The following is a 25,471-nucleotide window of genomic DNA, read 5'->3' as shown; positions in this document are numbered from 1 at the left end:
GGCTGACGGGGTGCTCACCGGGATCGACCGGGAAGGCGTGTGCGACGATCGGCTCCATGAGCACCACAGGACGACGGGTGGGACGGCCGCGCGCCCAGCAGCGGCCGGACAACGGTCTGTCGCCCCGCGAGGAACTCCTCGAAGCGGCGGCCGAGTTGTTCACCACCCGCGGTTACGCCGCCACGACGACCCGCGCCGTCGCCGAGCGCGCCGGGATGCGCCAGGCGACGATGTACCACTACGTCGCGGGCAAGGAGGAGCTGCTGGCCGACCTCCTGGAGTCCACCGTCGCCCCGTCCCTGGTCCTCGCCCGCCGCCTGCTCGCCGACGAGATGGTGTCGGCCGAAGCCAGGCTGTGGCAGCTCTGCCGCTCCGACGTCGAGCTGCTGTGCGGCGGCCCGCACAACCTCGGCGCGCTCTACTTGCTCCCCGAGGTGCGTACGGAGGCCTTCTCCGGCTTCCGCCGCGTACGGTCCGATCTCAAGGACGCCTACCGGCAGTTGCTGGCCGCGACGAAGGCCTGCGGCGACCTCGGCCAGGGTGAACTGGCGCTCCGTACGGACCTGGTCTTCGGACTCATCGAGGGCGTCATACTGATCCACCGTTGCGCCCCCGACCGCCCGCCCGAGGCCTTCGCCACCGCGACGGCCGACGCGGCACTGCGCGTCGCGGGCATCGCGGAGCGCCCGCAGGGGTGAAGCGCCGGACGTCCGGAACCGGCCGTGGGCGCTCAGTCGCCTCCGGCCGGTCTCGGGACTCAAGTTACTTGGGCATCAGGACCGAGTCGATGATGTAGACGGTCGCGTTGGAGGTCGGGACGTTGCCGCAGACGACCTTGGCGGAGTCGTTGACCCGGTACGACTCACCGGAGCCGGACGTCGTCAGCTTGCCCTTCTGGAGCGTCTCGTACGAGCCGTTCTCGAGCTGCTTCGGCGTGAGCTTCTCGCCCACCACGTGGTAGGTCAGGATCTTGGTGAGCATGGCCTTGTCGTTCAGGACCTTGTCGAGGTCCGCCTTCGGGATCTTCGCGAAGGCGTCGTTGGTCGGCGCGAACACCGTGATGTTCTCGGCGCTGTTCAGCGTGTCGACCAGACCGGCCTTCTTCACCGCTGTGACCAGGGTGGACAGCGCCGGGTTGTTCGAGGCGGCCGTCGCGACCGGGTCCTGCGCCATGCCGTCGAAGCTGCCCGCTCCGTCCTCCGGCACCGAGGCGCACCCGGGGCCGAACGGCTTGTCCGTGGTCGCAGCCTGGTCGCCCGTCGAGGACTCGGAGGACTCCGAGGTCTCCGCCGCAGCGGTCGGCGAGCCCGCGGCGTCGCTGTCGTTGCTGTCGTCACTGCCGCAGGCGGTCAGCGACAGGGGGAGCAGCGCGGCGCCCGCGACGACGACGGCGATGCGCTGGAAGCGGGAGGTCTTCATGGGGTTCTCCTTCAGGGGGACGTACGAAGAGGGCTGCGAAGGCTCCGGACGCGCTGTTCCGCCGCGCGCTGCCATTGCTTCCGGATCTCCGCTCACACCCCCTATTCGGTGCCGCGGGCGCCGCGGATTGGTCGCTCCCCGAACTGATCAATTCCCGTACTGGTGGTCGGTCGCGAGAGGCGCCGAAGTCAGTTCAGACCGCGCGCCCGCTCGAAGCGGGCACGGCCCTCCGCGAGATCCACGATCGGCTCCGGGTAGTCGATCCGGGCCCGGTCCGCCCCTGCCACCGTCCACGGCTGGTGGACGGCCGCGCCCGCGAGCCCCGCGAGTTCGGGCACCCAGCGCCGCACGTAGTCACCCGTCGGGTCGAAACGCCTGGCCTGGGTCAGCGGGTTGAGCAGCCGGTTCGGGCGGGTGTCGGTACCGGTGCCCGCCACCCACTGCCAGTTGAGCTGGTTGTTGGCGATGTCCCCGTCCACCAGCAGATCCAGGAAATGCCGGGCGCCCACACGCCAGTCGACGTACAGCGTCTTGGTCAGGAAGCTCGCCACCAGCAGCCGCCCCCGGTTGTGCATCCACCCCTCGTGGCGCAGCTGGCGCATGGCCGCGTCCACCACGGGATAGCCGGTGCGACCCTCCCGCCAGGCGGTGATGTCCTGCCGGTCCGTACGCCACCGGTCGCCGCGCGCGCGGTAGTCGGACCACGACGCGGCAGGGCGGGCCGCGAGGACCTGGTGGTGGAAGTCCCGCCAGGCGAGCTGCCGTACGAACGCGTCCGCACCGGGGCCGCCCTTGTGCCGCGCGCTGTGGACCAGTTCGGCCGCGGAGAGACAGCCGAAATGGAGGTGGGGGGAGAGCCGTGAAGTGGCGTCACCGGGCAGGTCGTCGTGTTGTTCCTCGTACGTTTCCAAGCCGTCCGCCAGCCAGGCGCGCAGCCGCTTGCGGGCCTCCTGTTCACCGCCTGTCGCGAGGCCGGGCGACGTTCCCGTGACATCTCGGCGTGACGGCAGGGGATCGCTTTCGACCGTGTCCGGGACGCGTACGGACCGGGGAGTCGGCACCGTGCCGCGCGCGCCCGCCGCTTCCCACTTGAGCAAGTACGGCGTGAAGACGGCGAAGTGGTCCTTGCCGGCCGGTGTGACGTGCCCGGGCGGCACCGCCGTGATCACCGCGTCGTGGACGTGCAGCGCGCAACGAACGTTCCCGAGAGCGGCGCGCAGCCGTTCCTCCCTGCGCGCCGCGTAACGGCTGACCCCGGCAGCGAGATGCACCTCCTGGGCCCCGGACCGGGCCACCACCCGGCAGACCTGTTCCACCACATCACCGGTACGGACCACCAGGCGCCCGCCGCGCGCACGCAGCCCCGCGTCGAGGGCGGCCAGGCAGTCGGCCAGGAAGGCGAGACGGTTGGGCGCGTCGAAGCCCGCCTCCGCCACGCCCTGGTCCCGTACGAACAAGGGCACCACCTCGTCGGCCCGGCGCAGCGCCGCGCCGAGCGCCGGATGGTCGTACAGCCGCAGATCGGAGGTGAACAGCACCACGGCGACACTCATACGCGCGCGCTCCTAGTCCTTTGTGTGTGCTCTTGTGCTTTCTCAGGAGTCCTCTGGGCCTTCTCAGGCGGCCGCGAAGTTCATCAGGGCCAGCGGAGCCGTGGTCGGCTGTGGGGAGCCGCCCGCCGGTTCGACGGTGATGCCCATCCCCCGAGCCTCGTCGACGGGGCCGTCCATCAGTACGGCCACGGCCGGCCCAGAGAGCGCCGACCGGTCCATCAGTCCGGCGGAGCGCATCGTGCCGTCGTCGTCGAACCACAGCTGGTAGACCTTGCCGCTCGGCGGCTGAGGCATCCCGGAGACGAGGAAGGCGGCCTTGTTCCGCTCACGGGAGACGACCACCGTGCCGGTCGCGCCGTCCGTCAGCTTCCCCGTGGTGACCTTGGCATCCGGCGCGGCGAGCACCGATGCCAGTGCCTCGGACTGCCGCTCGGACCGCTGCGCCTGTTCCCGCGCGTCCCCCGCCTCCTGGTGCTGCCACACCGCGACCCCGCCGAAGGTGGTGGCCGCCGCCAGACAGGCTGCGAGAACCAGGCGCGGCAGCGCGCGCGCCCGCCGCCCGGTGGCGGATGCCGGGACGGTCTGCGGGACCTTGGGCGGCTCCTGGCGTTCGGCGGTGATCCGGCGCATCACCTGCTCCTTGAGCGCGGCGGGCGGCGTCACGGTCATCGCGAGCCCCAGCCGCGCCGCGGTGGCGGCGAGTTCCCGCACCTCCTGGGCGCAGGGCGGGCAGTCCTTGAGGTGGCGCTCGAACTCCGCGCGCTCTTCGGCGCTCAGTGCGTGCAGTGCGTATGCCCCGGTCAGCGTGTGCAGCTCCGCGGTGTTCATGCGCCGACCCCCAGGCAGTCGCGCAGCCGGATCAGTCCGTCGCGCAGGCGTGTTTTGACCGTGCCGAGCGGTACGGCCAGCAGTTCGGCCACCTCGCGGTAGGCCAGTCCCCGGTAGTACGCGAGCGTGACCGACTGCCGCTGCAGTTCGGTGAGGGTGCGCAGGCAGCGTCGTACCTGCTCGCGCTCGAGACGGCTCTCGACCTCCTCGGTCACCTGGTCGAAGGCGGGTGTCTGTTCCAGCAGCGCCGCCTTCCGTTCGCGGTCCGAGGAGGCCTGCGCGGACCGCACGCGGTCCACGGCCCGGCGGTGGGCCAGAGTGAGCACCCAGGTCATGGCCGAGCCGCGGGACGGCTGGAAGCGCGCGGCGCCCCGCCAGACCTCGATCAGCACCTCCTGGGTGACCTCCTCCGACTGCGCCGGATCGCGGAGTACCGCGCGCACCAGGCCCAGTACGGGCCCGCAGACCGTGTCGTAGACCTGGCTGAAGGCATCACGGTCACCACGGGCCACCTTCCCGAGCAGCTCCTGCAGATCGGACGGTGCCGAGGCGATTCCCCCGATGTGTACGACTTCGTTCACGCGGCTTTCCTCCACGGTGCGGACCGACCGGGCCCGGGACAGGCTTCACCGCACATTCGGAGCCGTCGGCCCCATGGATTGGTCCGGGGTAAAGATCGTTTCTCCTCCCATGGTCGCCTTCGTCGCCTTCGTTCGCACTGCGCGCAGGACCAGGAAGACCGGCAGGGCGAAAGGCGACAGCAGGACCGTCAGCACCAGCAGCGGACCCATCACCAGCGGACGGATGGAGAGCCTGCGCGCTTCGAGGAACATCCACTGGCCGATCAGCAGATCCCACGCGATGATCTGCGCCCAGATCGCCCCCGCCCCGTTCGCCTGCACCGCCAGGTCACGGAAGACGTCGATGTCGGGTGCCCGCACCGCCGCCCACAGCTCGGGGAAGACCGGGAGTGCCATGGCGAAATAGACCACGAGGACCGGAGCGACGGTCCAGGGTGATGCGGCGAGCCGTGCCGTCGGCGGCCAGGAGGGCGCGAAGATCAGCAACAGCCAGACGGGGGCGGCCAGCCAGAAGGTGAGCTCGAAGAGGATTCCGGTCATGCCGCGAGCTCCTTCTCGGTGCGGCCGTCCGACGCTTCCCGTGAGGGACTCGTTCGCAGCGAAACGAGCGTTCCCGTGAACGCTCCGGCAAGGATCAGTGCCGCGGCGGCCAGCGTTGCGCTGTCCGGGTGTATCAGTGCCTGGCCGCGCAGTGCCTGCCAGGTGACCAGGGCGAGCACGGCGGCGTACGAGCCGGACGCGACCAGGACGAGCCGCAGCCGCACGCGGTCGTCCCGCAGCCGGGCCAGGCGCGGGGCCAGGGCGATCAGCGCCAGCAGGAAGAGCGGGATCAGCTGAAGGGCGTGCATGCCGACGAAATGCGGTATCCGCAGGTCGCCGCCGGTCGTCGACCACCCCGTCAGCGGCATCGAAGGGCCTCCCTCCGGTACGCCGACGCTGTGCGCGCCGACCACGTCGGAGGCGCCCCGGCCGCCGGCCGCCCGCTGCTCGGGGGTGGGCTGCGTCATCAGGTTGCCCAGGGCGGCGCCGACCAGGGCGATGACCGCGCCGAGCCGTATCGCCCAGGCGGAGGCGCGGTCGGCCAGCCGTGAGCGGAAGAGCAGCACCGCGATGACCAGGGAGCCGATCCACAGCGTCACGATCGTCACGGCCATGACGTTGAACAGCAGCCCGTCGAAGGCTGTCTCGTAGTTGAAGTGGCTTCGCCTGCCGCGGATCACCTGGCCCACGATGACGACCATCTCGATCGCGCCCGTCAGGGCGACGACCGTGCCGGCCCACCACCCGACCCGGCGGCCGCGGGTGGCGAGCGACAGCATCCAGGCCAGCGTCATCGCGTACATCAGCAGCGACACCGAGAACTTGAGGGGCTTGAACCAGATCGCCGAGCCCGCCAGCACGCGGTCGTCGACGATCATCCCCACAGCCGAGACGACGGCCAGGACGGCCATCACGCCGGAGAAGACGAGCAACGGCCGGTGCCAGGCGAGCCATTGACGCGGTGCAGGCGTGGTGAGCATAGGGGTTCCCCTCCCCGGTTATGGATAGTGGGACTCTCTGCTATCCGATAGCGAAACTATCTATGATGGGATGTGGGTTGGCAAGCACGGAGAGGTGAACGCGAAGTGCGCATCGGTGAGTTGAGTCGCAGAACCGGGGTTCCGGTGCCGACGGTCAAGTACTACGTACGAGAAGGGCTGCTGCCGCCCGGGCTGCTGACCAGCCCGAACCAGGCCAGTTACGACGAGACGCACGAGCGCAGGCTGCGGCTCATCCGCGCGCTGCTCGATGTGGGCGGCCTGAAGGTGGCCGCCATCCGCGAGGTGCTCGCGGCGGTCGACGATCCCGCCCGGCCGGTGCACGACGTACTCGGCGAGGCCACGAACAGCATCATCAAGCGGTACGGCGAGGAGTCGGACGACGAGGCCGTCGCTGCCCGGGCCGAGGTGGACGCCCTCATCGCCCGCCGTCAGTGGCAGGTCGATCCAGGGAATCCGGCCGTGGACGCGCTGGCGGCGGCGCTGGCCGCGCTCGGCCGGCTCGGGCACGGCGGCTTCGCCCGCATGCTCGACGACTATGCCGACGCGGCGCAGACCGTCGCCCGCGCGGACCTGGCGTACGTCGCGCGGCGGGCCGCGATGGACGACCTGGTGGAGAGCGTGGTGATCGGCACGGTGCTGGGGGACGCGGTGCTCATGGCGCTGCGCAGGCTTGCGCAGGTGGACGAGTCGGCCCGTACCTACGGAGGCGACAAGACCCCCCGCTGAATACCGGCGGGGGGCCGAGTCGCGTCCGTACGGACAAGAAAGGGGAGCGGGGGATCAGGCGGCGGACTCCTGCTCGCGCTCCACCTGCTCGTTCCACTCACGCTTGACCGCGCGCCACGCGTCGTCGTCCTGGCCGAGACGCCAGTACCCCGAGACGGAGAGCCGCTCGCGTGCGATCCCGCGGTCCATGCGCAGGTGGCGGCGGAGGTCCTTCACGAAGCCGGCCTCGCCGTGGACGAACGCGTGCACGTCCCCTGCCGGGAAGTCGAGGCCGCGCACGGCGGCGACCAGAGCCTCGCCCACCGGGTTGTGGCCGCGGTGCAGCCAGGTCACCGCCACCCCGTCGGGCGTGACGATCTTCTGCTCCTCCTCGGGGCCCGCCACCTCGACGAAGGCGTGCACCACGGCACGCTCCGGCATCCGTTCCAGGGAAGCGGCGATCGCGGGGAGCGCGCTCTCGTCGCCCACCAGCAGGTGCCAGTCGGCCGCCGGGTCCGGCGCGTAGCCGCCGCCGGGGCCCAGGAAGCGCACCGTCTCGCCGGGTCGCACCCGCGCCGCCCACGGGCCGGCCAGGCCCTCGTCGCCGTGCACGACGAAGTCGACCGTCAGCTCGCGGTGCACGGCGTCCCAGGCGCGCACCGTGTACGTCCTGGTGACCGGCCACTGCTCGGCCGGGAACTCCTCGCGGATCCGCGCCATGTCGAACGGCTCCGGGTAGACCGCGCCGGCCGGGGGAAACAGCACCTTGACGTAGTGATCGGTGAACTCGTCGGCCGCGAAGCCGGCCAGCCCCTCACCGCCCAGGACGACGCGCACCATGTGCGGCGTGATCCGCTCGGTGCGCACCACCTGTGCCTCGCGGGCCTGCGGTGTCTTGCGGGCCGGTCGTTCTGCCACGGCGCTCTCCCCTGACTCTCGCTTGCTGAGACACTTGCTTAGGCTTACCTAAGTTAGCAGTCTAGCCATGGAGAGTGGCGAGCAGCCGCTCCAGCGAACTGCCAAGACCCCAGCGCGCCGCCAGCTCGTCGAGCGAAGCGGGATCGAGCGGCTCGGTGGGGAGGGCCGCGTCGAAGTCCGGCAGCGGTACGTCAGACGCGACGCGGACCACCTTCGGCGCGACGGCGATGTAGTCCCGCGCCTCGTCCAGGCGCTTGCGCTGCGACGGCGTCAGCCCGGACGCCGGGTCGCCGACCGCCGCCATGATCCCGGCCAGGTCGCCGTACGCGGCGAGGAGCTTCGCGGCCGTCTTCTCGCCGATCCCGGGAACGCCCGGAAGCCCGTCGCTCGGGTCGCCGCGCAGGAGCGCCAGATCGACGTACCCGGGACCGTTCACGGCGTACTTCTCGCGAAGCCAGGCCTCATCGGTGACCTGGAGCGTGCCGACACCCTTCAGCGGATACAGCACGCGCACGCGGCGGGCGTCGTCGACCAGCTGGTAGAGGTCGCGGTCGCCGGTGACGATGTCGACGGGCCCGGTGGCCAGGCCCGCGAGCGTGCCGATGACGTCGTCCGCCTCGTACGGCTCGACGCCCACCCGGGCGATCCCGAGCGCGTCCAGCACGTCCTCGATGATCGGCACCTGCGGCGAGAGCGTGTCCGGGATCTCCTCCTCGTCGGGGCCCGTCACCGTCTCCTGCGCGACACGGTGCGCCTTGTAGGAGGGGATCAGCTCCACTCGCCAGTGCGGCCGCCAGTCGGCGTCCATGCAGGCGACGAGGTCGTCCGGGTGGTGGGTCTGGACGAGTTGGGTGATGAAGTTGAGGAGGCCGCGTACGGCGTTGACGGGCGTACCGTCCGGGGCGCGTACGGAGTCCGGGACCCCGAAGTACGCGCGGAAGTAGAGGGAAGCGGTGTCGAGGAGCATCAGGCGTCGCGTCACACCCCGATGATGCCGTACGTCACGCAAGTGACCCGCAGGTGAAGTGGATCACTCTTGTGTTTGGCCCATACAACTAAGGGCAGGCGCGGCCTCGGAGCAGACCCCATTGTGGTTTCAACTTCTCGGTGGGTGAACGGACGGAATCCGTACCGCTCCACGGCTCGCCGCCCGCGGGGGTGTGGCGAGCCGTTTTTCGGTTCAACGCGAGAGGCATATGTGTCCAGGCTGCAAGCCGATCACTTGTACAAGGTGTTCGGCAGACGACCCGAAGAGGCGGTACGCGAGCTCGAGAGCGGAGCGGACCGTGACGAGCTGCGCGCCGACGGGACGACGGCCGCGGTGATCGACGCCTCGTTCTCAGTCGAGCCGGGGCAGATCTTCGTGGTCATGGGACTGTCCGGATCCGGCAAGTCCACGCTGCTGAGGATGCTCAACGGGCTGCTGGAGCCGACCACCGGCAAGGTCCTCTTCGACGGCCAGGACCTCACCGCGATGAGCCCCGCCGAACTGCGCGCCGTACGCTCCTCGAAGATCAGCATGGTGTTCCAGCACTTCGCGCTGTTCCCCCACCGGAGCGTTCTCGAGAACGCCGGTTACGGCCTCGAGGTACAGGGCGTACCGCGCGCCGAACGCGAGAAGCGCGCCACCGAAGCCCTGGAACTCGCCGGCCTCAAGGGCTGGGAGAAGTCCTGGCCCGACGAGCTGTCCGGCGGTATGCAGCAGCGCGTCGGCCTGGCCCGCGCGCTGGCCACCGACGCCGACCTCCTGCTGATGGACGAGTCGTTCAGCGCCCTCGACCCGCTGATCCGCCGCGACATGCAGGACCAGCTCCTCGAACTCCAGAAGCGGCTGAAGAAGACCATCGTCTTCATCACCCACGACCTCAACGAAGCCATGCGCCTCGGCGACCGCATCGCCGTCATGCGCGACGGCCGCATAGTCCAGCTGGGCACCGCCGAGGACATCCTCGTCACCCCGGCCAACGACTACGTCGCCTCCTTCACCCAGGACGTGGACCGCTCCCGGGTGCTCACCGCGGGCGCCGTCATGGCCGATCCCGAGTCGGCCTTCGGTACGAAGACGGACGACGGCCGGGAACTGCGCGACGCGCAGGACGTGCTGGACGCCGCCCCCGCGACCGTCACCGAGGACACCCCGATCATCGAACTCTTCACCCCCTGCTCCACCAGCGGCGTGCCCGTCGCCGTGACGGACGCCGACGGCAAGCTCACCGGCGTCGTACCGCGCGCCCGGCTGCTCGCGGTCCTCGGCGAGCCGATGGCGTCGGCGAAGACCGCCCAGGACACAGCGGCCGAAGACTCCGCGAGCAACACGGACAAGGTGACCGCCGGTGCCTAGGATCCCCATGGGCGAGTGGGTCAACGACGCCGTCGACTGGCTCCAGACCCACCTCTCGCCGGTATTCGACGCCGCCAGCACGGTCATCAGCGGCATGCAGGACGGCATCTACACCGTCCTCGCCGCCCCCGAGCCGCTGCTCCTCGCCGGCATCCTCGCCGTCATCGCGTGCTGGCTGCGCGGCCTGACCGCCGGTGCCCTCGCCTTCGTCGGCTTCGCGCTCATCGACTCGATCGAGATGTGGGACGACGCCATGTCGACCCTCTCGCTCGTTCTCGTGGCGACCATCATCACGCTCGTCATCGCCGTACCACTGGGCATCTGGTCCGCCCGCTCCAAGACGGTCAGCGCCGTGACCCGCCCCGTCATGGACTTCATGCAGACCATGCCGGCGATGGTCTACCTCATCCCCGGCGTGCTCTTCTTCGGCGTCGGCGCGGTCCCCGGCATCATCGCGACGATCATCTTCGCGCTGCCCCCGGCGTTCGCATGACCGAGCTGGGCATCCGCCAGGTCGACGGCGACCTCGTCGAGGCGGCCGAGGCGTTCGGTACGAGTCCGCGCAACACCCTGCTGCGTGTGCAGCTGCCGCTCGCGCTGCCGACGATCATGGCCGGTATCAACCAGGTCATCATGCTGGGCCTGTCCATGGTGGTCATCGCCGGCATGGTCGGCGCCGGCGGCCTGGGCGGCGCGGTCTACCGCGCGCTCGGCAACATCGACGTCGGTCTCGGCTTCGAGGCCGGCCTGTCCATCGTCATCCTGGCCATGTATCTGGACCGGATGACCGGCGCGCTCGGCCACCAGGTCTCCCCGCTCGGCCGCCGCGCGCTCGCCAAGGCCAAGGCCATGGGCAGGTCGGGCGGCCCGAAGATCTGGAACTACCGCCCGCAGCCCGCCGTCGCCATCGCCGGAGTCCTCGTACTGGCGCTGATCGCCGGCGGCATGAGCATGTTCGGCGGCGCCAAGGCCGCCAATGCCGACGACCCCGGCAACGTCGGCAAGGGCAAGAAGATCTCCATGGGTTACATCCCGTGGGACGAGGGCATCGCCTCCACCTTCCTCTGGAAGGAGCTGCTGGAGCAGCGCGGCTACGAGGTGGACGCCAAGCAGTACGAGGCCGGCTCCCTCTACACCGGCCAGTCGACCGGCCAGATCGACGTCCAGACCGACGCCTGGCTGCCCGTCACCCACGAGAAGTACTGGGCGAAGTACCAGGACAAGCTCGAGGACATGGGCTCCTGGTACGGCCCGACCTCCCTCGAGCTGTCCGTCCCCTCGTACATGAAGGGCATCGACTCCCTCGAAGACCTCAAGGGCAAGTCGGACCGGTTCAAGGGCCGCATCATCGGCATCGAGCCCAGCGCCGGAATGATGGGCCTCCTCAAGGACAAGGTCCTCAAGCAGTACGGCCTGGAGGGCGAGTACAAGGTCGTCGACGGCTCCACGCCCGGCATGCTGGCCGAGCTGAAGCGCGCGTACGCGAAGAAGGAGCCCATTGTCACCACGCTGTGGTCCCCGCACTGGGCGTACAGCACGTACGACCTGAAGAAGCTCAAGGACCCGAAGGGGGCCTGGGGCAAGGGCGACGGCGTGCACACGCTCACCCGCAAGGGCTTCTCGGACGAGAACCCGGCCGTCGGCAAGTGGCTCAAGAACTTCAAGATGACCGAGAAGCAGCTCACGGGCCTCGAGGCGAAGATCCAGGCGGGCGGCAAGGGCAAGGAGCAGGAGGCCGTCCGCGCCTGGCTGAAGGACAACCCGGGCCTCGCCGACAAGTGGGCCCCCGTCGCCAAGACGTCCAAGGCGGCCAACGGCAAGGACGAGCGCGACCGGGCCGTCGAGATGGCCTGGTTCCCGTGGGAGGAGGACATCGCCGCCACGTACCTGTGGAAGGAAGTCCTCGAACAGCGCGGCTACAAGATCAACCTCAAGCAGTTCGAGGTCGGTCCGATGTACGCCGCGATGGCGCGCGGCCAGGTCGACGTACAGCTGGACGGCTGGCTGCCGTACACGCAGAAGAACTACTGGGACAAGTACGGCGACAAGCTGACCGACATCGGCTCCTGGTACGGGCCGACGTCGATCGAGGTCGCGGTCCCGTCGTACGTCAAGGACGTCAAGACCCTCGAGGACCTCAAGGGCAAGGGGAAGAAGTTCAAGGGCCGGATCATCGGCATCGAGCCGGGCACGGCGACGATGGAGAACCTCAAGAAGAACGTCCTGCCCGGCTACGGCCTGGACAAGGAGTACGAGGTCGTCGACAGCTCCACGCCCGGCATGCTGGCCGAGCTGAAGCGCGCGTATGCCAAGAAGGAGCCCGTCGCGGTGCTTCTGTGGACCCCGCACTGGGCCTACAACGAGTACCCGATGACCAAGCTCAAGGACTCCGAGAAGCTCTTCGGCGAGGGTGACCGGCTGCACATCATCGGCAGCAAGGAGTTCCCGGCGAACTACCTGCGGCTGACCAAGTGGTTCAAGAACTTCAAGCTGAGTGAGCACCAGCTCGGCGGCCTGGAGAACGAGATCCAGAAGCGCGGCTCGGGGCACGAGGAGGAAGCCGTGAAGGCCTGGATGAAGGAGAACCCGGGCATCGCGGAGAAGATGGCGCCGGCCGCCGGCTGAGCCGCGCGCGGACGCATCACCGCAGCTCCACCGAGGGGTGGGCATCGCCTTGTGGCGAGGCTCGCCCCTCGGTGCTGTCCTGGACAGGGGGCCTTCCCTGACGTATGTACGAAACCGGCGAGCGAAGCTGCGTAGGCTGCACCCAGTGCTGACGACCACGAGACGTTGACGACCACGAGACAGGGAGGGAGCCGGAGCTATGGACGACAAGGAAACTCTTCGGGTCGGTACGGCCGTCCGGAGGCGTCGCAAGTCCCTGGCCCTCACCCTGGCCACGGTCGCGGCCCGCAGTGGGCTCTCCGTGCCGTTCCTGAGTCAGATCGAGAACGAGCGCGCCAGACCCAGCACCCGTTCCCTGGAACGGGTGGCCGAGGCGCTGGAGACCTCCGCGGCGGAGCTGATCGCCGCGGCGGACTCTGGTCGTACGGTGGATGTCGTACGAGCCGGGGAGGACGACGGCGACGGCACGGGTGTGCGGTGCGTCGTACGCGGGAGGCACCAGTTGCGTGCCACCGAGTACACCGGGGAACAGGACACCGGGCGCGAGTTCCAGCACCACGGCGACGAGCTCATGTACATCGCCGAAGGTGCCGCCGAGGTGGAGGCGGAGGGCCGGGCGTACCGGCTGGAGCGCGGTGACACGCTGTTCCTGTCCGGTGGCGTACGGCACCGCTGGCGGGCCACCGAACCCGGCACCCGGATCCTCGTGGTCGCGGCGGCCGGAACCGTCGGTCACGATGCCGAAGCCGACGGCTGACGGGGCGGGCCCGGCCGTGCGCGTCGTCTCGCTCGTACCGTCCCTGACGGAGGCCGTGGCCGTCAGCGCGCCCGGCCTGCTCGTCGGGGCGACCGACTGGTGCAGCCATCCGGCGGACCTCGGCGTCGTACGGATCGGCGGCACGAAGAACCCGGACGTCGAGGCGGTCCTGCGGCTGCGCCCGGACCTCGTGATCGCCAATGAGGAAGAGAACCGCGAAGCCGATCTAGCCGCCCTGCGGCAGGCCGGACTCACCGTCATGGTCACCGTGATCCGGGACCTGCCCGAGGCCTTCGCCGAGCTGGAGCGGGTCCTGGCCGACGGCTGCGGGCTGAACACCCGCCCCGCCTGGCTGGACGCGGCCCGGGCGGCATGGGACGGGATCGAGCCGTCCCCGCGTCTCGCACGTCGTACGGCGGTCGTGCCCATCTGGCGCAGGCCCTGGATGGTCCTGGGCCGCGACACCTTCGCCGGAGACCTGCTGGCCAGACTCGGTGTCGATCACCTCTACGCCGGTCACGCCGAGCGCTACCCGCGCATCCCCCTCGACGAACTGCGCGCCGCCGGGGCGGACCTCGTCGTACTGCCGGACGAGCCCTACCGCTTCACGGCCGACGACGGTCCCGAGGCCTTTCCCGGACAGCCCGCCGCGCTGGTCAGCGGGCGCCATCTCACCTGGTACGGGCCGTCGTTGGCCGAGGCGCCCCGGGGGCTGCGAGCAGCGCTCCGCTGACCAGACCGCGCAGCGTACGTACGCCCGCGACGGCCCAGGCGACGACAAGCGCCGCGTAGAGCCCGGCGGCCAGCCAGCCGAGGGCGTCGAGCCCGGTGTGGCGGGCGAGTCCGGCGGCGCCCGTCACGCACGTACCGACGGGGAAGGTGAAGGCCCACCACGTCATGGCGAACGGCATGCCGTTCCTGGCCGCCCTGACCACCATCGCGGCGGCGAGCGCCAGCCACAGCAGCGCGAAGCCCATCACCGGCACGCCGTAGAGGACGGCGAACGCGCCGAGCGCGTCGGCGTAGGGCTCCGCTATCGCGCCCGGCGCCACGTCCGCGAGCGAGTTGACCGCGGTGGTGGACTGGCCGAGCGGGCCGAGTACGAGAAAAAGCGTCGGAGTCAGCGCGAGCGGCAGCGGGCCCCCGTGGACGAGGCGGCCGAAGATCAGCGGCAGCATCAGCAGCGTCGCGAGCAGGCTGAGCCCGAACATCGCGTAGCAGGCGAGCAGCATCGCCTCCCGCCACTGGCCCTGGGGCAGATGCGGGACGAGCTGCGGGCCGAGCGCCGCCGAGACCATCGGCGCCACCACCGGCAGCAGCCACACGGGCGAGGCACTGCCGGCCTCCACCCTGTGCCGTACGACCATCAGGTACGGGATCGCGACCGCCGCCGCCAGACCGACGGCCGTCCCCACGCCCCACAGCGCCGCACCGGCGGCAAGGGCGGCCTCCGGGCCGATGACGTCGCTGCCCACCGCCACGGTGCCGCCACCGACCGCGAGCAGCGCCATGGCCAGACAGCCGTAGAAGGGGGCGACGGCGGGGTCGAGGAGGTGCGTTCCCGCCTGGTCGCGGTGGTACGCCCAGTGGCCGGCGCGCGCGACGAGCAACGCGCAGAGCAGCACCGCCGACAGCCCCCAGACGACGGTGCACGCGGCGCGCAGGCCGGGGACCGCGAAGGGAAGGGCGACGCCCGCGTTGGCGACGATGGCGGTGCCCATGACGGTGGAGTACCAGTTGGGGCCGAGATGGCGCAGCGCGGGCAGGCGGGGGGCGGCGAGGAGGGGGCTCGGCTGCGCATAGGTGGCCATACGTCCACATTGGATGGACGAGGCGGCCCCCACCAGGGACGGTTCCCCTATGAGGTCATAAACTGACTTTATGAGTTTTCAGGACCCCGGGTCCGACGCGGACCGCACCTCCGGCGACAGGGCCCCGCTCGCCCACCGGGTGCCCGACCTCGGCGCCATGGAGCTGCTGCTGGGGGTCGCCCGGCTCGGGAGCCTGGGGCGCGCGGCGCGGGAGCTCGGCATCAGCCAGCCCGCCGCGAGCAGCCGTATCCGTTCCATGGAACGGCAGCTCGGTGTCGCCCTCGTCGACCGTTCGCCGCGCGGCTCGCGCCTCACCGAGGCGGGCGCGCTCGTCACCGACTGGGCGCGCCGGGTCGTGGAGGCGGCCGAGGCCTTCGACGCGGGGGCGCAGGCGCTGCGCGGGCGGCGGGACTCGCGACTGCGGGTCGCGGCCAGTATGACGATCGCCGAATATCTGCTGCCGGGCTGGCTGATCGCGCTGCACGGACAGCGGCCGGGTACGGCGGTGTCGCTGCTGGCGGGGAACTCCGCCGCCGTCGCGCAGCGCCTGCTCAGTGGCGAGGCCGACCTGGGTTTCGTGGAGGGTCTGGCCGTGCCCGAGGGGCTCGACGGCGTGGTCATCGGCCACGACCGGCTCGTCGTGGTCGCGGCAAAGGACCACCCCTGGGCGCGCAGGCGTCGCCCCGTGGCCCCGCGGGAACTCGCCGAGGCTTCGCTCATCCTGCGGGAGAAGGGCTCCGGCACCCGGCAGGTGCTCGACGCGGCGCTCGCCGGGTACGGCGGCCTCGCCGCCCCGCTCCTCGAACTCGCCTCCACGACAGCGGTGAAGGCGGCGGCGGTCAGTGGCGCGGGCCCCAGCGTGCTGAGTGAACTGGCGGTGCGGGAGGAGCTGGCCTCCCGCCGCCTCGTCGAAGTACCGGTCGAGGGTGTACGGATGAGCCGCGATCTGCGCGCGGTCTGGCCTACGGGACCACGGCCCACGGGGCCCGCCCGTGACCTGCTGGGGCTGACGCGGCCGGCCCTGGAGAAGGACTGACCGTTTGTCACGGCCCTTAGCGGATACCCGAAGGACATGACTGAACAGGACAAGAACACCAAGACCAAGACCAACGCCACAGCGGGCGGTGCTGCCAACGGCGCCACCGGCAAGGCCACGGGCGCGGCGGACTCCGCGAAGGCCGCCACGACGGACGCCTCCGGTAAGGCCACGAACGCGGCGGGCACCGCGAAGGCCGCCGCCGCCGACACCACGACGAAGGTGACGGACAAGGCGACGGACGCGGTCGGCTCCGCGAAGGCCGCCGGAGTCAAGGGAGTCGAGGTGAGCCGTCAGGCCCTGGGGTCCGCGGCCGGCAAGGTCGCGTCGACCGCGTCCACCGCCTGGGTGCTGATCAACGCGCGCAAGGCCGTCGTCGCGGGTGCGAGCGCCGGCGCGGTGGCGATCGGCGCCGCGTCGTTCATAGCGGGCCGCAAGGCGGAGCAGCGCTCCATGGGCCCGATCACCCGCTTGCTGTCGGGTCGTATTTGAGCGCGCGTCCGGGAGTGAAGGGCAGCGGCAGCCGCTGCCCCTCCCGCCATTGCCGGAAGCTCCGGGGGTCGGTGACGCGCCGGGGCGTCTCCTCGGGTGCCGAACGTCCGGGTACTCGCTGTCGTTCGGGGTGGTTGCGTTCGACACCCTGCGGGGAGCGCCCCGGCACGCCCCCTCCCGCCACCGAAGTGTGCGGGGCCGACGGCGCGGGTGCCGGGGCGCGACGTGATCCCCGCCGCGAACAGCCGCGCCTCGTCACGTCTGGAGCTGTCGCTCCCGGCGCGGCGCCCGGCTGACGGCGGCCGCCGCCACCAGGGCTTCCATCACCCGCAGGTCCTCGCCCATCTCCGGATGCCACTGGACGCCGAGCACCCACTGTTCCCCGGGCAGTTCGAGGGCCTCCGGCGTCCCGTCAGCCGCGTACGCCGACACCACGAGGCCGCCGCCGATCCGGTCGGCCGCCTGGTGGTGGTACGTCGGTACGCCCGTCTCCTCCGGTACGACCGAGGCGTATCGCGTGCCCGCGACCGGCCGCACGGTGTGTCGCCCGAAGGCGCCGGGGCCCGCCGTGTGGCCGTCCAGGTGCTGGACGAGCGTGCCGCCGCGTGCCACGTTCAGCAGCTGCATGCCCCGGCAGATGCCCAGCAGCGGCGTACCGGACGTCAAAGCTGCCTCGATCAGGGCGAGTTCCCACGCGTCCCGCTCCCGGGCCGGCGGCCCGGTGCGGGGGTCCGGCTCGACTCCGTACCGTACGGGCTCGACATCCGCTCCGCCTGCGACGACGAGGCCGTCGAGGCGGGCCACCACCTCCTCGGCGTACGACGGTGAGTCGGGCGGCACCATCGCGGCGAGGCCGCCCGCCGCCTGCACGAGGCGCGGATAACCGGCCGGGAGCAGGGCGGCGGGCATGTCCCAGACACCCCACTTGGCGGGCTCCAGGTAGGTGCTGATGCCGATGAGCGGCTTGGACACGGGACCTCCGGTCGGTTGTGCTGAGCGTTAGTTGCGTTCGAGTTCGGCCTCGGCCTCGGCCAGGGCCGCGAACTCCTCCTCGGGGGCCGCCGCGACGAGCCGGTGCCGACTGTAGAACGCGAAGTAGGCGAGAGCGACGACGTAGACGCCCAGCGCGATGAACGCCGCGTCCTTGTCCACCAGGAACGTCGCCACCAGCGCGGACAGCGCCAGCACGAAGGCCACGGACGAGGTGAGGGTGCCACCCGGCGTGCGGTACGGGCGGTGGAGTGCGGGCTCGCGGCGGCGCAGCACGATGTGCGAGAGCGCCATCAGGGCGTACGAGATGGTGGCGCCGAAGACCGCGATGTTCAGCATCCGGGCGCCGTCCCCCGTCCCCGCCGCCAGCGCGAAGCCGATCGCGCCGGGTATGAGCAGCCCGAGGTACGGGGCCTTGCGGCGGCTCGTCAGCGAGAGGAAGCGGGGGAGGTAGCCGGCGCGGGAGAGGGCGAAGAGCTGCCGCGAACCGGCGTAGATGAGGGAGAAGAACGAGGCGACGAGACCGGCCAGGCCCGCGTAGTTGACGAAGCGGCTGAGCGGTGTCGGATCGCCGTCGCCCTGCAGCGCCACGACCAGCGGATTGCCCGCGTCCTGAATGGCGGCCGAGCCGCGCGCGCCGGTGGCGGCGAAGAAGGTGATCAGGGCGAGGAGCGCGAGGACCGCCATGGAGATGGCCAGGGCGCGCGGCATGGAGCGCACGGGGTCCTTGGCCTCCTCGGCGGCCAGTGGAACACCCTCGACGCCGAGGAAGAACCACATGCCGAAGGGGAAGGCGGCCCAGATGCCGAGCAGTCCGAACGGCAGCCAGGAGTTGGCGCCGAACGCGTCCTTGCTGACCGGGATGTCGTTGAGGTTGTCCGAGCTGAATTCGGTGAACGCGCCGACCGCGAAGATCAGCAGCGCGGCCACGGCGATGGCGGTCACGAGGAGGCTGAAGCGCAGCGCCTCGCCGACGCCCCACAGGTGGATTCCGATGAAGACGGCGAAGCAGGCCAGGTAGACCGGCCATCCGGCGGTGAGCCCGAAGAGGTTCAGCGACTCGACGTACTGGCCGATGAAGATGGAGATGGCGGCGGGCGCCAGGATGTACTCGATGAGGATGGCCGTGCCGGTCAGGAAGCCGCCCCAGGTGCCGAGCGCGCGGCGGGCGAAGCCGTAGCCGCCGCCCGCCGTGGGGAGGATGGCGGACAGCTCGGCGAGTGAGAAGACCAGGCAGGCGTACATCACGCCCATCAGGAGGGTCGCGATCGCGAGCCCGCCGAAGCCGCCCTCGGCCAGGCCGATGTTCCAGCCGGAGAAGTCGCCGGAGACGACGTACGCGACGCCGAGTCCGGTGAGCAGCAGCCAGCCGGCGCTGCCCCGGCGCAGGGTGCGCCGTTGCAGATAGCCGACGTCGGCATCGGGGGAGGCCGGTGCCGCAGGGGTCGGTGGGGTGCGCGAGTCGGTGCTGTCGGCCATGAGCCGCTCCTGCCTCGGGTCAATGGTGGGTGGCCATACCTTTGTGGTTCGGCCGGTCCCAGCGCAAGGCCTGTGCGTTAAGCCGCTGTTACGGATCCGCATCGTCCGGGGCCACGTGTCACGTGAGGAAGCCCCGGAGCAGTGCTGCCGTGCCGGAGCAGTGCTCGCGCATCACCTCGCGCGCGCCGTCCGCGTCGCCGTCGAGCACCGCCTCGACCAGGGCGGTGTGCTGCTGCTGAGAGTGCTCCAGGTTGCGTACGAGCAGCGGGATGCAGTCGAGCAGCCCGTTCACCGTGGCCCGTACGGCGGCGTACTGCGCGGTCAGCGTCGGCGATCCGGACAGCTCGGCGAGTGTGAGATGCAGCAGGGTGTCCAGCCGGCGGTAGTCGGCCAGCGGCGCGTCGTGCGTCGCCGCGAGCGCCTCCCGCAGCCGCCGCGCGCCGTCTTCGGTGAGCCCGTGCGCCGCGCACAGCCCCGCCGCACCGACCTCCAGCACTTCACGGAAGCGCAGCGCGTCCTCCACGTCGACGGACTCCACGCGCCGGCGCAGCTCACCCTCGCCGGAGGCGTCCCGGTGCGGCATGACGAACGTACCGCCGTATCTGCCGCGCCGGCTCTCGACCAGCCCCTGGTCCTGGAGGACCTTCAGGACCTCGCGCAGAGTGACCCGGCTGATCCGCAGCCGGTCGGCCAGCTCGCGCTCGGCGGGCAGCCGCTCCCCGACGGGCACCAGGCCGAGACGCAGGACCTGGAGGATCTGCTCCAGCGCCTCCTCGAACCCGTTGCCCGCCCGTACGGGGCGCAGGACGGGCGTCAGGCGGTCCGCAGAATCGATTTCGCTCGCCACGTTGCGGTTTCCCCTTCCCAAGCAATGGTCTTCAGCAATACCTTATGGCTTCCGGCTGACCGAAGGAGGAACTTTCCGTGGCAGACCGCACACCCCCGCTCGCTCTTGAGGAGCTCCGCGCCCTTGTGGCGAGCGGTGAGATAGACACAGTCGTCCTGGCCTTCCCCGACATGCAGGGGCGCCTCCAGGGCAAGCGGTTCGCCGCCCAGTTCTTTCTCGACGACGTACTGGACCACGGCACCGAGGGCTGCAACTACCTCCTCGCCGTCGACACCGAGATGAACACGGTCGACGGATACGAGATGGCCTCCTGGGACCGCGGCTACGGCGACTTCGCCATGCACGCCGACCTCTCCACGCTGCGGCGCGTTCCCTGGAACGACGGAACGGCCATGCTCATCGCCGACCTGGCCTGGAACGACGGTTCACCCGTCGTCGCCGCGCCCCGCCAGATCCTGCGCCGCCAGCTGGAGCGCCTCGCCGAACTCGGCTACACCGCGCACGTCGGCACCGAACTCGAATTCATCGTCTTCAAGGACAGTTACGAGGAGGCCTGGGACCGCGACTACAAGGACCTCGTACCCGCGAACCAGTACAACATCGACTACTCGGTCCTCGGCACCGGCCGCATCGAACCCCTCCTGCGCCGCATCCGCAACGACATGACCGCGGCCGGCCTGACCGTCGAGTCGGCCAAGGGCGAGTGCAATCCCGGCCAGCACGAGATCGTCTTCAAGTACGACGAGGCCCTCGTCACCTGCGACCAGCACGCCATCTACAAGACGGGTGCCAAGGAGATCGCCTCCCAGGAGGGCGTCTCGCTCACCTTCATGGCGAAGTACAACGAGCGCGAAGGCAACTCCTGCCACATCCACCTCTCCTTGCAGTCCACCGAGGAGGCCGGGCGCAACGTCATGGCGGACGAAGCGGCGGCCGACGGGATGTCCCCCGTCATGCGGCACTTCCTCGCCGGACAGCTGGCCGCCCTCCGCGACTTCTCGCTCCTCTACGCGCCCAACATCAACTCGTACAAGCGCTTCCAGCCCGGCTCCTTCGCCCCGACCGCCGTCGCCTGGGGCCACGACAACCGCACGTGCTCGCTGCGCGTCGTCGGTCACGGCCGCTCCATGCGCTTCGAGAACCGGCTGCCCGGCGGCGACGTCAACCCGCATCTCGCCGTCGCGGGCCTGGTCGCGGCCGGCCTCTACGGCATCGAGCACAAACTCGAACTCCCCGAGGTCTGTACGGGCAACGCCTATACCGGCGACTACGCGCACGTCCCCACCTCGCTGCGGGAGGCCGCCGAGCTCTGGGAGAACAGCCCCATCGCCAAGGCCGCCTTCGGTGACGAAGTCGTCGCGCACTACCGGAACATGGCGCGGGTCGAACTCCAGGCGTTCGACTCCGCGGTGACCGACTGGGAGCTCCGCCGCTCCTTCGAACGACTGTGAGGCCCGCTTTGCCCTCCTCCTCATCCCCTTCCTCCTCCTTCGAGCACGACATCCTGAACCCGGCCACCGAAGAGGTCATCGCCACCGTCGCGGCCTCCACCGCCGCCGACGTCGACGCGGCTGTCGTACGGGCCACGGGCGCGCAGCGTGCCTGGGCGGCCGCCGCGCCCGCCGACCGCGCCCGGCTGCTGCGCCGCTTCGCGGCCAAGGTCGACGAGCACATCGAGGAACTCGCCCTGCTGGAGGTCCGCGAGGCCGGCCACACCCTCGGCAACGCCCGCTGGGAAGCGGGCAACGTACGCGACCTGCTCGACTTCGCCGCCGGGGGAGTGGAGCGGCTCAGCGGCCGCCAGATCCCGGTCGCGGGCGGCCTGGACATCACCTTGCTCGAACCGCTCGGAGTGATCGGGGTCATCGCGCCCTGGAACTTCCCCATGCCGATCGCCGCCTGGGGCACGGCGCCCGCGCTCGCCGCCGGCAACGCGGTCATCCTCAAGCCGGCCGAAACGACACCGCTGACCGCCCTGCGCCTGGCCGAACTCGCCCTCGAAGCCGGTCTGCCCGACAACCTGTTCCAGGTCCTGCCGGGAGCCGGCGACGTCGCGGGCAACGCGCTGGTCGAGCATCCGGGCGTAGCGAAGATCGTCTTCACCGGCTCCACCCGCGTCGGCAAGCAGATCATGGCCAGGTGCGCCGACCGAGTGAAGCGCGTGACCCTCGAACTCGGCGGCAAGAGCCCCAACATCGTCTTCGCCGACGCCGACATCGAGGCCGCCGTCGCCGCCACCCCGATGTCCTTCTTGGACAACTCCGGCCAGGACTGCTGCGCCCGTACGCGCATCCTCGTGCAGCGCACGGCGTACGACCGCTTCCTGGAACTGCTCGGCCCCGCGATCGAGAGCGTGGTCGTCGGCGACCCGTCGGACGACAAGACGCAGATGGGCCCGCTGATCTCCAAGTCCCAGCTGGAGAGGGTACGTTCGTACGTCCCCGAGGGCGCGGAGGCGATCCGTGGCAGTGCCCCCGAGGGGCCGGGGTTCTGGTTCGCGCCGACCGTGCTCACGGGCGTCGGCCCGGACGCGGCCGCCGCGACGGAGGAGGTCTTCGGCCCCGTCGCCGTGGTCCTCCCCTTCGACGACGAACAGGACGCGGTCCGCCTCGCCAACGCAACCGACTACGGCCTGTCCGGCTCCATCTGGACGCGGGACGTGGGCCGGGCCCTGCGCGTCTCCCAGGGAGTCAGGGCGGGAAATCTCTCCGTCAACTCCCACAGCAGCGTCCGCTACTCGACCCCCTTCGGCGGCTACAAGCAGTCGGGACTCGGCCGCGAACTGGGCCCCGACGCGCTTGCCGCTTTCACCGAAACCAAGAACATCTTCATCAGCACGGAGGCCTGAGACCATGACCGAGACTGTTGAGACCGCCGGGGCCGACTCCATCGTCTGCCGCCGCCTGGTCGGACGTACCGCCGTCATCACCGGAGCCGGCAGCGGCATCGGCCTCGCCACCGCGCGCCGCCTGGCCTCCGAGGGTGCGCGGGTCGTCTGCGGCGACATCGACGAGATCGCGGGCAAGGCCGCGGCCGACGAGGTGGGCGGCACGTTCGTACGGGTCGACGTCACCGACGCCGAGCAGGTCGACGCGCTCTTCAAGACGGCGTACGACACCTATGGCTCGGTCGACATCGCCTTCAACAACGCGGGCATCTCGCCGCCCGAGGACGACTCGATCCTCACCACGGGCCTGGAGGCGTGGAAGCGCGTCCAGGACGTCAACCTCACCTCCGTCTACCTCTGCTGCAAGGCCGCCATCCCCTACATGCAGCGCCAGGGACGCGGCTCCATCATCAACACCGCGTCGTTCGTCGCGATCATGGGCGCGGCCACGTCCCAGATCTCGTACACGGCGTCGAAGGGCGGGGTCCTCGCCATGTCGCGCGAGCTGGGCGTGCAGTTCGCCCGCGAGGGCATCCGCGTGAACGCTCTGTGCCCCGGCCCGGTGAACACGCCCCTGCTCCAGGAGCTGTTCGCCAGCGACCCCGAGCGGGCGGCGCGCCGTCTCGTACACATCCCGGTCGGCCGTTTCGCGGAGGCGGACGAGATCGCGGCGGCGGTGGCGTTCCTGGCCAGCGACGACTCGTCGTTCATCAACGCGACGGACTTCCTGGTGGACGGGGGCATCGCGGGCGCGTACGTGACCCCGCTCTAAGCGGGCAGGGGCGGGCCGGGCCGGACACCCCCGGCCCGGCGGGCCTTCGTCCTACAGAAACGTCCGCCCCTCACCCCGGTACGTCGGTACGGTCGCCGTCACCACGTCGCCCTCGACGAGGTGAAGCTCGTCGAACCGCTCGCACATCTCGCCGGCCTTCGCGTGCCGGAACCACACCTTGTCGCCGATCAGCAGATCGTCGGCGGCGGAGCCGATCAGTGGCGTCTGCACCTCACCGGCCCCCTCCTGGGGGTCGTACCGCAGTCCCTCCGGGAGATACGGGACGGGCGACCGGTCGAGGCCGGCGACCCCGGAGGCGGGATAGCCGCCACCCAGCACGGTCACCGCTCCCACCCCCGGCCTGCGGACGACGGGCTGGGCGAAGAGGGCGGCGGGCCGTCCCGTGAACGACGAGTAATTGTCGAAGAGCCGCGGTACGTACAGCCCCGAGCCGGCGGCGATCTCGGTCACCGCGCGCTCGGCGGCGGTGTGCTGGACGCTGCCGGTGCCGCCGCCGTTGACGAACTCCAGGTCGGGGGCCACGGCCCGTACCGCCCGCACGACGGCCGCCCGGCGGGCGGCCAGCTCCTTGCGCGCCGCGTTCTGCATGACCCGGATCGCGCGGGAGCGCAGCGGCCGGCCGGCGAGCGAGTCGCCGACGCCGGCCACATGTCCCTCGTACGCCATGATGCCGACCAGGCGGAAGCCGGGGCGTCGGGCCACCGAGCGGGCCAGCTCGGCAAGTTGGGCGGGCTCACGCAGCGGCGAACGCAGCGCCCCTATCCGGACGCGGCCGCCGAGCAGCCGCAACGACGTGTCCAGCTCCAGGCAGACCCGGATCTCCTCCCGGCCGCCGTCCCGCGCCCGCTCGATCAGGTCGAGCTGCGCCGGATCGTCGACCATCACGGTCACGGCGGCGGCGAGCTTGGGATCAGCGGCGAGCTCCGCGAACCCGCTCCTGTCCGCGGACGGATACGCGAGCAGCACGTCCTCGAACCCGGAGCGCGCGAGCCACAGAGACTCCGCCAGCGTGAACGACATGAGCCCCGCGAACCCGTCCCTCGCCAGTACGCGCTCCAGCAGCGCCCGGCAGCGTACGGACTTGCTGGCCACCCGGACCGGCTTGCCGGCCGCCCGGCGGACCAGGTCGGCGGCGTTGTCGTCGAACGCCTCCAGATCGACGACGGCGAGGGGAGCGTCGAGGTGGGCAGTGGCCCGGTCGTACCTGGCCCGGTCAGCAGCGCGCGGTGTCATGGCCAGAGCTTGCCAGAGCGGATTACCGCTGGGTAGGGGGATGATCCGGTCAGATGCCGCGAGCCCGGGGACTGGTTCCCGCCAGGCTCGCGGCAGCCCGTAGAGTGGCGCTCACGCGGTGAGGACGACTCGAACGGACCTGCCCCCAAAGGCGATCGGGGCACAGGCCGGGCGAACCACGAACAGGGGGGCGGATGAGCACCGAGGCACACCGTGCCCCCCTCCGACCCCACCCCTCATCCGCCCCAGACGCCCCTCCGCCGCCCCAGCCACAGCGCCCACCGACCACCCCTTGGGTCGCCACGGCTCCCGGCGCGGGCGCGGGCCGGCCGCAGTCTTCGTCCCCTTCCGGCGCGGGTTCGGGCCGGCCGCAGCTTTCGGCGGGCGCCTTCCGCGCTTCGTCCCCTTCCGGCACGGGCACTCCGCAGCCCCCCGCAGGCAGCCAGTCCCCACCCGCCATGCCGCTCGGCCACGCCCCCATGCCGCCCGAGTCCCCACTCGCGGCCGATGCCACCGCCACCACCCCGGGGCCGCGGCCTGCCGCAGCCGGCCCGGCCGCCGCCACGGCGCAGCGGTACTCCACTCGGCTGCCGCTGCCCGCCGCAGCTACCCACGGCGGGCCGCCCGCCGCTCCG

At 70.9% G+C, this 25,471-nt stretch carries 23 protein-coding genes and 1 pseudogene; 11 read left to right on the top strand and 13 right to left on the bottom strand.

Annotated features, from left to right (window positions below):
* The first annotated feature begins 56 nt into the window (after positions 1-56).
* Positions 57-698, top strand: coding sequence for a TetR/AcrR family transcriptional regulator (locus AC1P0E_RS05435; RefSeq protein ID WP_482740999.1), 642 nt, complete (start codon positions 57-59; stop codon positions 696-698).
* A gap of 64 nt (positions 699-762) precedes the next feature.
* Here AC1P0E_RS05435 and AC1P0E_RS05430 read toward each other — a convergent pair whose 3' ends face one another.
* The 6 genes from AC1P0E_RS05430 to AC1P0E_RS05405 all read right to left on the bottom strand — a co-directional run bounded on the left by AC1P0E_RS05430 (position 763) and on the right by AC1P0E_RS05405 (position 5,832).
* Positions 763-1,419, bottom strand: a complete 657-nt coding sequence (locus AC1P0E_RS05430; protein ID WP_482740998.1) for a fasciclin domain-containing protein — start codon at positions 1,417-1,419, stop codon at positions 763-765.
* Positions 1,420-1,607: 188 nt separating this feature from the next.
* Positions 1,608-2,972, bottom strand: a complete 1,365-nt coding sequence (locus tag AC1P0E_RS05425) for a cryptochrome/photolyase family protein (protein WP_482740997.1) — start codon at positions 2,970-2,972, stop codon at positions 1,608-1,610.
* A gap of 63 nt (positions 2,973-3,035) precedes the next feature.
* Entirely contained in the window at positions 3,036-3,800 is a 765-nt protein-coding gene (locus AC1P0E_RS05420; RefSeq protein ID WP_482740996.1) for an anti-sigma factor, read from the bottom strand.
* Positions 3,797-4,381 carry a sigma-70 family RNA polymerase sigma factor gene (locus AC1P0E_RS05415; protein WP_482740995.1) on the bottom strand — a complete coding sequence of 195 codons (585 nt, stop codon included), beginning with the start codon at positions 4,379-4,381 and terminating at the stop codon, positions 3,797-3,799. Before AC1P0E_RS05415 ends, AC1P0E_RS05420 begins: the two co-directional genes overlap by 4 nt.
* A gap of 45 nt (positions 4,382-4,426) precedes the next feature.
* Entirely contained in the window at positions 4,427-4,921 is a 495-nt protein-coding gene (locus AC1P0E_RS05410; RefSeq protein ID WP_482740994.1) for an ABA4-like family protein, read from the bottom strand.
* Complete coding sequence (locus AC1P0E_RS05405; protein WP_482745659.1) at positions 4,918-5,832, bottom strand: hypothetical protein; 915 nt, start codon at positions 5,830-5,832, stop codon at positions 4,918-4,920. The genes AC1P0E_RS05410 and AC1P0E_RS05405 overlap by 4 nt, the downstream gene beginning before the upstream one ends.
* Positions 5,833-6,006: 174 nt before the next feature.
* Between AC1P0E_RS05405 and AC1P0E_RS05400 the strand changes: the two genes are divergently transcribed.
* Positions 6,007-6,648, top strand: a complete 642-nt coding sequence (locus AC1P0E_RS05400; protein WP_482740993.1) for a MerR family transcriptional regulator — start codon at positions 6,007-6,009, stop codon at positions 6,646-6,648.
* A 54-nt stretch (positions 6,649-6,702) separates the two neighbouring features.
* Here the strand turns inward: AC1P0E_RS05400 and AC1P0E_RS05395 are convergent, their stop codons facing one another.
* Both AC1P0E_RS05395 and AC1P0E_RS05390 read right to left on the bottom strand, forming a co-directional pair.
* Positions 6,703-7,545: a siderophore-interacting protein gene (locus tag AC1P0E_RS05395; RefSeq protein WP_482740992.1), complete on the bottom strand. Its 843-nt coding sequence runs from the start codon at positions 7,543-7,545 to the stop codon at positions 6,703-6,705.
* Between the two features lie 61 nt (positions 7,546-7,606).
* The gene (locus AC1P0E_RS05390; protein WP_482745658.1) at positions 7,607-8,512 is read right to left on the bottom strand and encodes a 5'-3' exonuclease; all 906 of its coding nucleotides are present in this window, start codon (positions 8,510-8,512) and stop codon (positions 7,607-7,609) included.
* A 231-nt stretch (positions 8,513-8,743) separates the two neighbouring features.
* Here AC1P0E_RS05390 and AC1P0E_RS05385 point away from each other — a divergent pair, with 231 nt between their 5' ends.
* The 4 genes and pseudogenes from AC1P0E_RS05385 (at position 8,744) to AC1P0E_RS05370 (ending at position 14,001) form a co-directional block, all read left to right on the top strand.
* Entirely contained in the window at positions 8,744-9,886 is a 1,143-nt protein-coding gene (locus AC1P0E_RS05385; protein WP_482740991.1) for a quaternary amine ABC transporter ATP-binding protein, read from the top strand.
* Positions 9,887-9,893: 7 nt separating this feature from the next.
* Positions 9,894-12,511 (top strand): annotated as a pseudogene (locus AC1P0E_RS05380) (ABC transporter permease/substrate binding protein).
* A 199-nt stretch (positions 12,512-12,710) separates the two neighbouring features.
* Positions 12,711-13,268 carry a helix-turn-helix domain-containing protein gene (locus tag AC1P0E_RS05375; protein ID WP_482740990.1) on the top strand — a complete coding sequence of 186 codons (558 nt, stop codon included), beginning with the start codon at positions 12,711-12,713 and terminating at the stop codon, positions 13,266-13,268.
* Positions 13,249-14,001, top strand: coding sequence for a helical backbone metal receptor (locus tag AC1P0E_RS05370; protein ID WP_482740989.1), 753 nt, complete (start codon positions 13,249-13,251; stop codon positions 13,999-14,001). Before AC1P0E_RS05375 ends, AC1P0E_RS05370 begins: the two co-directional genes overlap by 20 nt.
* On the opposite strand, the gene AC1P0E_RS05365 is transcribed toward AC1P0E_RS05370, so the two are convergent.
* Positions 13,940-15,079 (bottom strand): TDT family transporter, encoded by a 1,140-nt coding sequence (locus AC1P0E_RS05365; RefSeq protein ID WP_482740988.1) that lies wholly within the window; start codon positions 15,077-15,079, stop codon positions 13,940-13,942. The genes AC1P0E_RS05370 and AC1P0E_RS05365 overlap by 62 nt on opposite strands.
* A 70-nt stretch (positions 15,080-15,149) precedes the next feature.
* Between AC1P0E_RS05365 and AC1P0E_RS05360 the strand changes: the two genes are divergently transcribed.
* A complete protein-coding gene (locus AC1P0E_RS05360; protein WP_482740987.1) occupies positions 15,150-16,115 on the top strand; it encodes a LysR family transcriptional regulator in 966 nt (321 codons plus the stop codon).
* A 36-nt stretch (positions 16,116-16,151) separates the two neighbouring features.
* Positions 16,152-16,607 carry a hypothetical protein gene (locus tag AC1P0E_RS05355; RefSeq protein ID WP_482740986.1) on the top strand — a complete coding sequence of 152 codons (456 nt, stop codon included), beginning with the start codon at positions 16,152-16,154 and terminating at the stop codon, positions 16,605-16,607.
* 255 nt (positions 16,608-16,862) lie between these two features.
* On the opposite strand, the gene AC1P0E_RS05350 is transcribed toward AC1P0E_RS05355, so the two are convergent.
* The 3 genes from AC1P0E_RS05350 to AC1P0E_RS05340 form a co-directional block, all read right to left on the bottom strand.
* Positions 16,863-17,579: a gamma-glutamyl-gamma-aminobutyrate hydrolase family protein gene (locus AC1P0E_RS05350; protein ID WP_482740985.1), complete on the bottom strand. Its 717-nt coding sequence runs from the start codon at positions 17,577-17,579 to the stop codon at positions 16,863-16,865.
* Between the two features lie 27 nt (positions 17,580-17,606).
* Entirely contained in the window at positions 17,607-19,076 is a 1,470-nt protein-coding gene (gene eat / locus AC1P0E_RS05345) for an ethanolamine permease (protein WP_482740984.1), read from the bottom strand.
* A gap of 118 nt (positions 19,077-19,194) precedes the next feature.
* Positions 19,195-19,923: a FadR/GntR family transcriptional regulator gene (locus tag AC1P0E_RS05340; RefSeq protein ID WP_482740983.1), complete on the bottom strand. Its 729-nt coding sequence runs from the start codon at positions 19,921-19,923 to the stop codon at positions 19,195-19,197.
* Between the two features lie 77 nt (positions 19,924-20,000).
* Between AC1P0E_RS05340 and AC1P0E_RS05335 the strand changes: the two genes are divergently transcribed.
* Genes AC1P0E_RS05335 through AC1P0E_RS05325 form a run of 3 tightly spaced genes read left to right on the top strand, consistent with a single transcriptional unit; the run spans position 20,001 to position 23,582 of the window.
* Positions 20,001-21,374, top strand: a complete 1,374-nt coding sequence (locus AC1P0E_RS05335) for a glutamine synthetase family protein (RefSeq protein ID WP_482740982.1) — start codon at positions 20,001-20,003, stop codon at positions 21,372-21,374.
* Positions 21,375-21,382: 8 nt separating this feature from the next.
* The gene (locus tag AC1P0E_RS05330) at positions 21,383-22,771 is read left to right on the top strand and encodes an aldehyde dehydrogenase family protein (protein ID WP_482740981.1); all 1,389 of its coding nucleotides are present in this window, start codon (positions 21,383-21,385) and stop codon (positions 22,769-22,771) included.
* Between the two features lie 4 nt (positions 22,772-22,775).
* Complete coding sequence (locus AC1P0E_RS05325) at positions 22,776-23,582, top strand: 3-oxoacyl-ACP reductase (RefSeq protein ID WP_482740980.1); 807 nt, start codon at positions 22,776-22,778, stop codon at positions 23,580-23,582.
* Positions 23,583-23,633: 51 nt separating this feature from the next.
* Here the strand turns inward: AC1P0E_RS05325 and AC1P0E_RS05320 are convergent, their stop codons facing one another.
* Positions 23,634-24,836: an amino acid deaminase/aldolase gene (locus AC1P0E_RS05320; protein WP_482740979.1), complete on the bottom strand. Its 1,203-nt coding sequence runs from the start codon at positions 24,834-24,836 to the stop codon at positions 23,634-23,636.
* Between the last annotated feature and the right edge of the window lie 635 nt (positions 24,837-25,471).

The sequence above is a fragment of the Streptomyces sp. TRD_SC_5 genome (assembly GCF_056836825.1).
Note: the sequence above shows the minus strand (reverse complement) of the source record. Positions and strands in the feature narration are given on the sequence as shown.

What these genes read in the sequence shown, in the direction of transcription:
- AC1P0E_RS05435 (WP_482740999.1), top strand. Translation starts at nt 57, where the DNA reads ATGAGCACCACAGGACGACGGGTGGGACGGCCGCGCGCCCAGCAGCGG.
- AC1P0E_RS05430 (WP_482740998.1), bottom strand. Translation starts at nt 1,419, where the DNA reads ATGAAGACCTCCCGCTTCCAGCGCATCGCCGTCGTCGTCGCGGGCGCC.
- AC1P0E_RS05425 (WP_482740997.1), bottom strand. Translation starts at nt 2,972, where the DNA reads ATGAGTGTCGCCGTGGTGCTGTTCACCTCCGATCTGCGGCTGTACGAC.
- AC1P0E_RS05420 (WP_482740996.1), bottom strand. Translation starts at nt 3,800, where the DNA reads ATGAACACCGCGGAGCTGCACACGCTGACCGGGGCATACGCACTGCAC.
- AC1P0E_RS05410 (WP_482740994.1), bottom strand. Translation starts at nt 4,921, where the DNA reads ATGACCGGAATCCTCTTCGAGCTCACCTTCTGGCTGGCCGCCCCCGTC.
- AC1P0E_RS05405 (WP_482745659.1), bottom strand. Translation starts at nt 5,832, where the DNA reads ATGGCCGTCCTGGCCGTCGTCTCGGCTGTGGGGATGATCGTCGACGAC.
- AC1P0E_RS05390 (WP_482745658.1), bottom strand. Translation starts at nt 8,512, where the DNA reads ATGCTCCTCGACACCGCTTCCCTCTACTTCCGCGCGTACTTCGGGGTC.
- AC1P0E_RS05375 (WP_482740990.1), top strand. Translation starts at nt 12,711, where the DNA reads ATGGACGACAAGGAAACTCTTCGGGTCGGTACGGCCGTCCGGAGGCGT.
- AC1P0E_RS05370 (WP_482740989.1), top strand. Translation starts at nt 13,249, where the DNA reads ATGCCGAAGCCGACGGCTGACGGGGCGGGCCCGGCCGTGCGCGTCGTC.
- AC1P0E_RS05365 (WP_482740988.1), bottom strand. Translation starts at nt 15,079, where the DNA reads ATGGCCACCTATGCGCAGCCGAGCCCCCTCCTCGCCGCCCCCCGCCTG.
- AC1P0E_RS05360 (WP_482740987.1), top strand. Translation starts at nt 15,150, where the DNA reads ATGAGTTTTCAGGACCCCGGGTCCGACGCGGACCGCACCTCCGGCGAC.
- AC1P0E_RS05355 (WP_482740986.1), top strand. Translation starts at nt 16,152, where the DNA reads ATGACTGAACAGGACAAGAACACCAAGACCAAGACCAACGCCACAGCG.
- eat (WP_482740984.1), bottom strand. Translation starts at nt 19,076, where the DNA reads ATGGCCGACAGCACCGACTCGCGCACCCCACCGACCCCTGCGGCACCG.
- AC1P0E_RS05325 (WP_482740980.1), top strand. Translation starts at nt 22,776, where the DNA reads ATGACCGAGACTGTTGAGACCGCCGGGGCCGACTCCATCGTCTGCCGC.
- AC1P0E_RS05320 (WP_482740979.1), bottom strand. Translation starts at nt 24,836, where the DNA reads ATGACACCGCGCGCTGCTGACCGGGCCAGGTACGACCGGGCCACTGCC.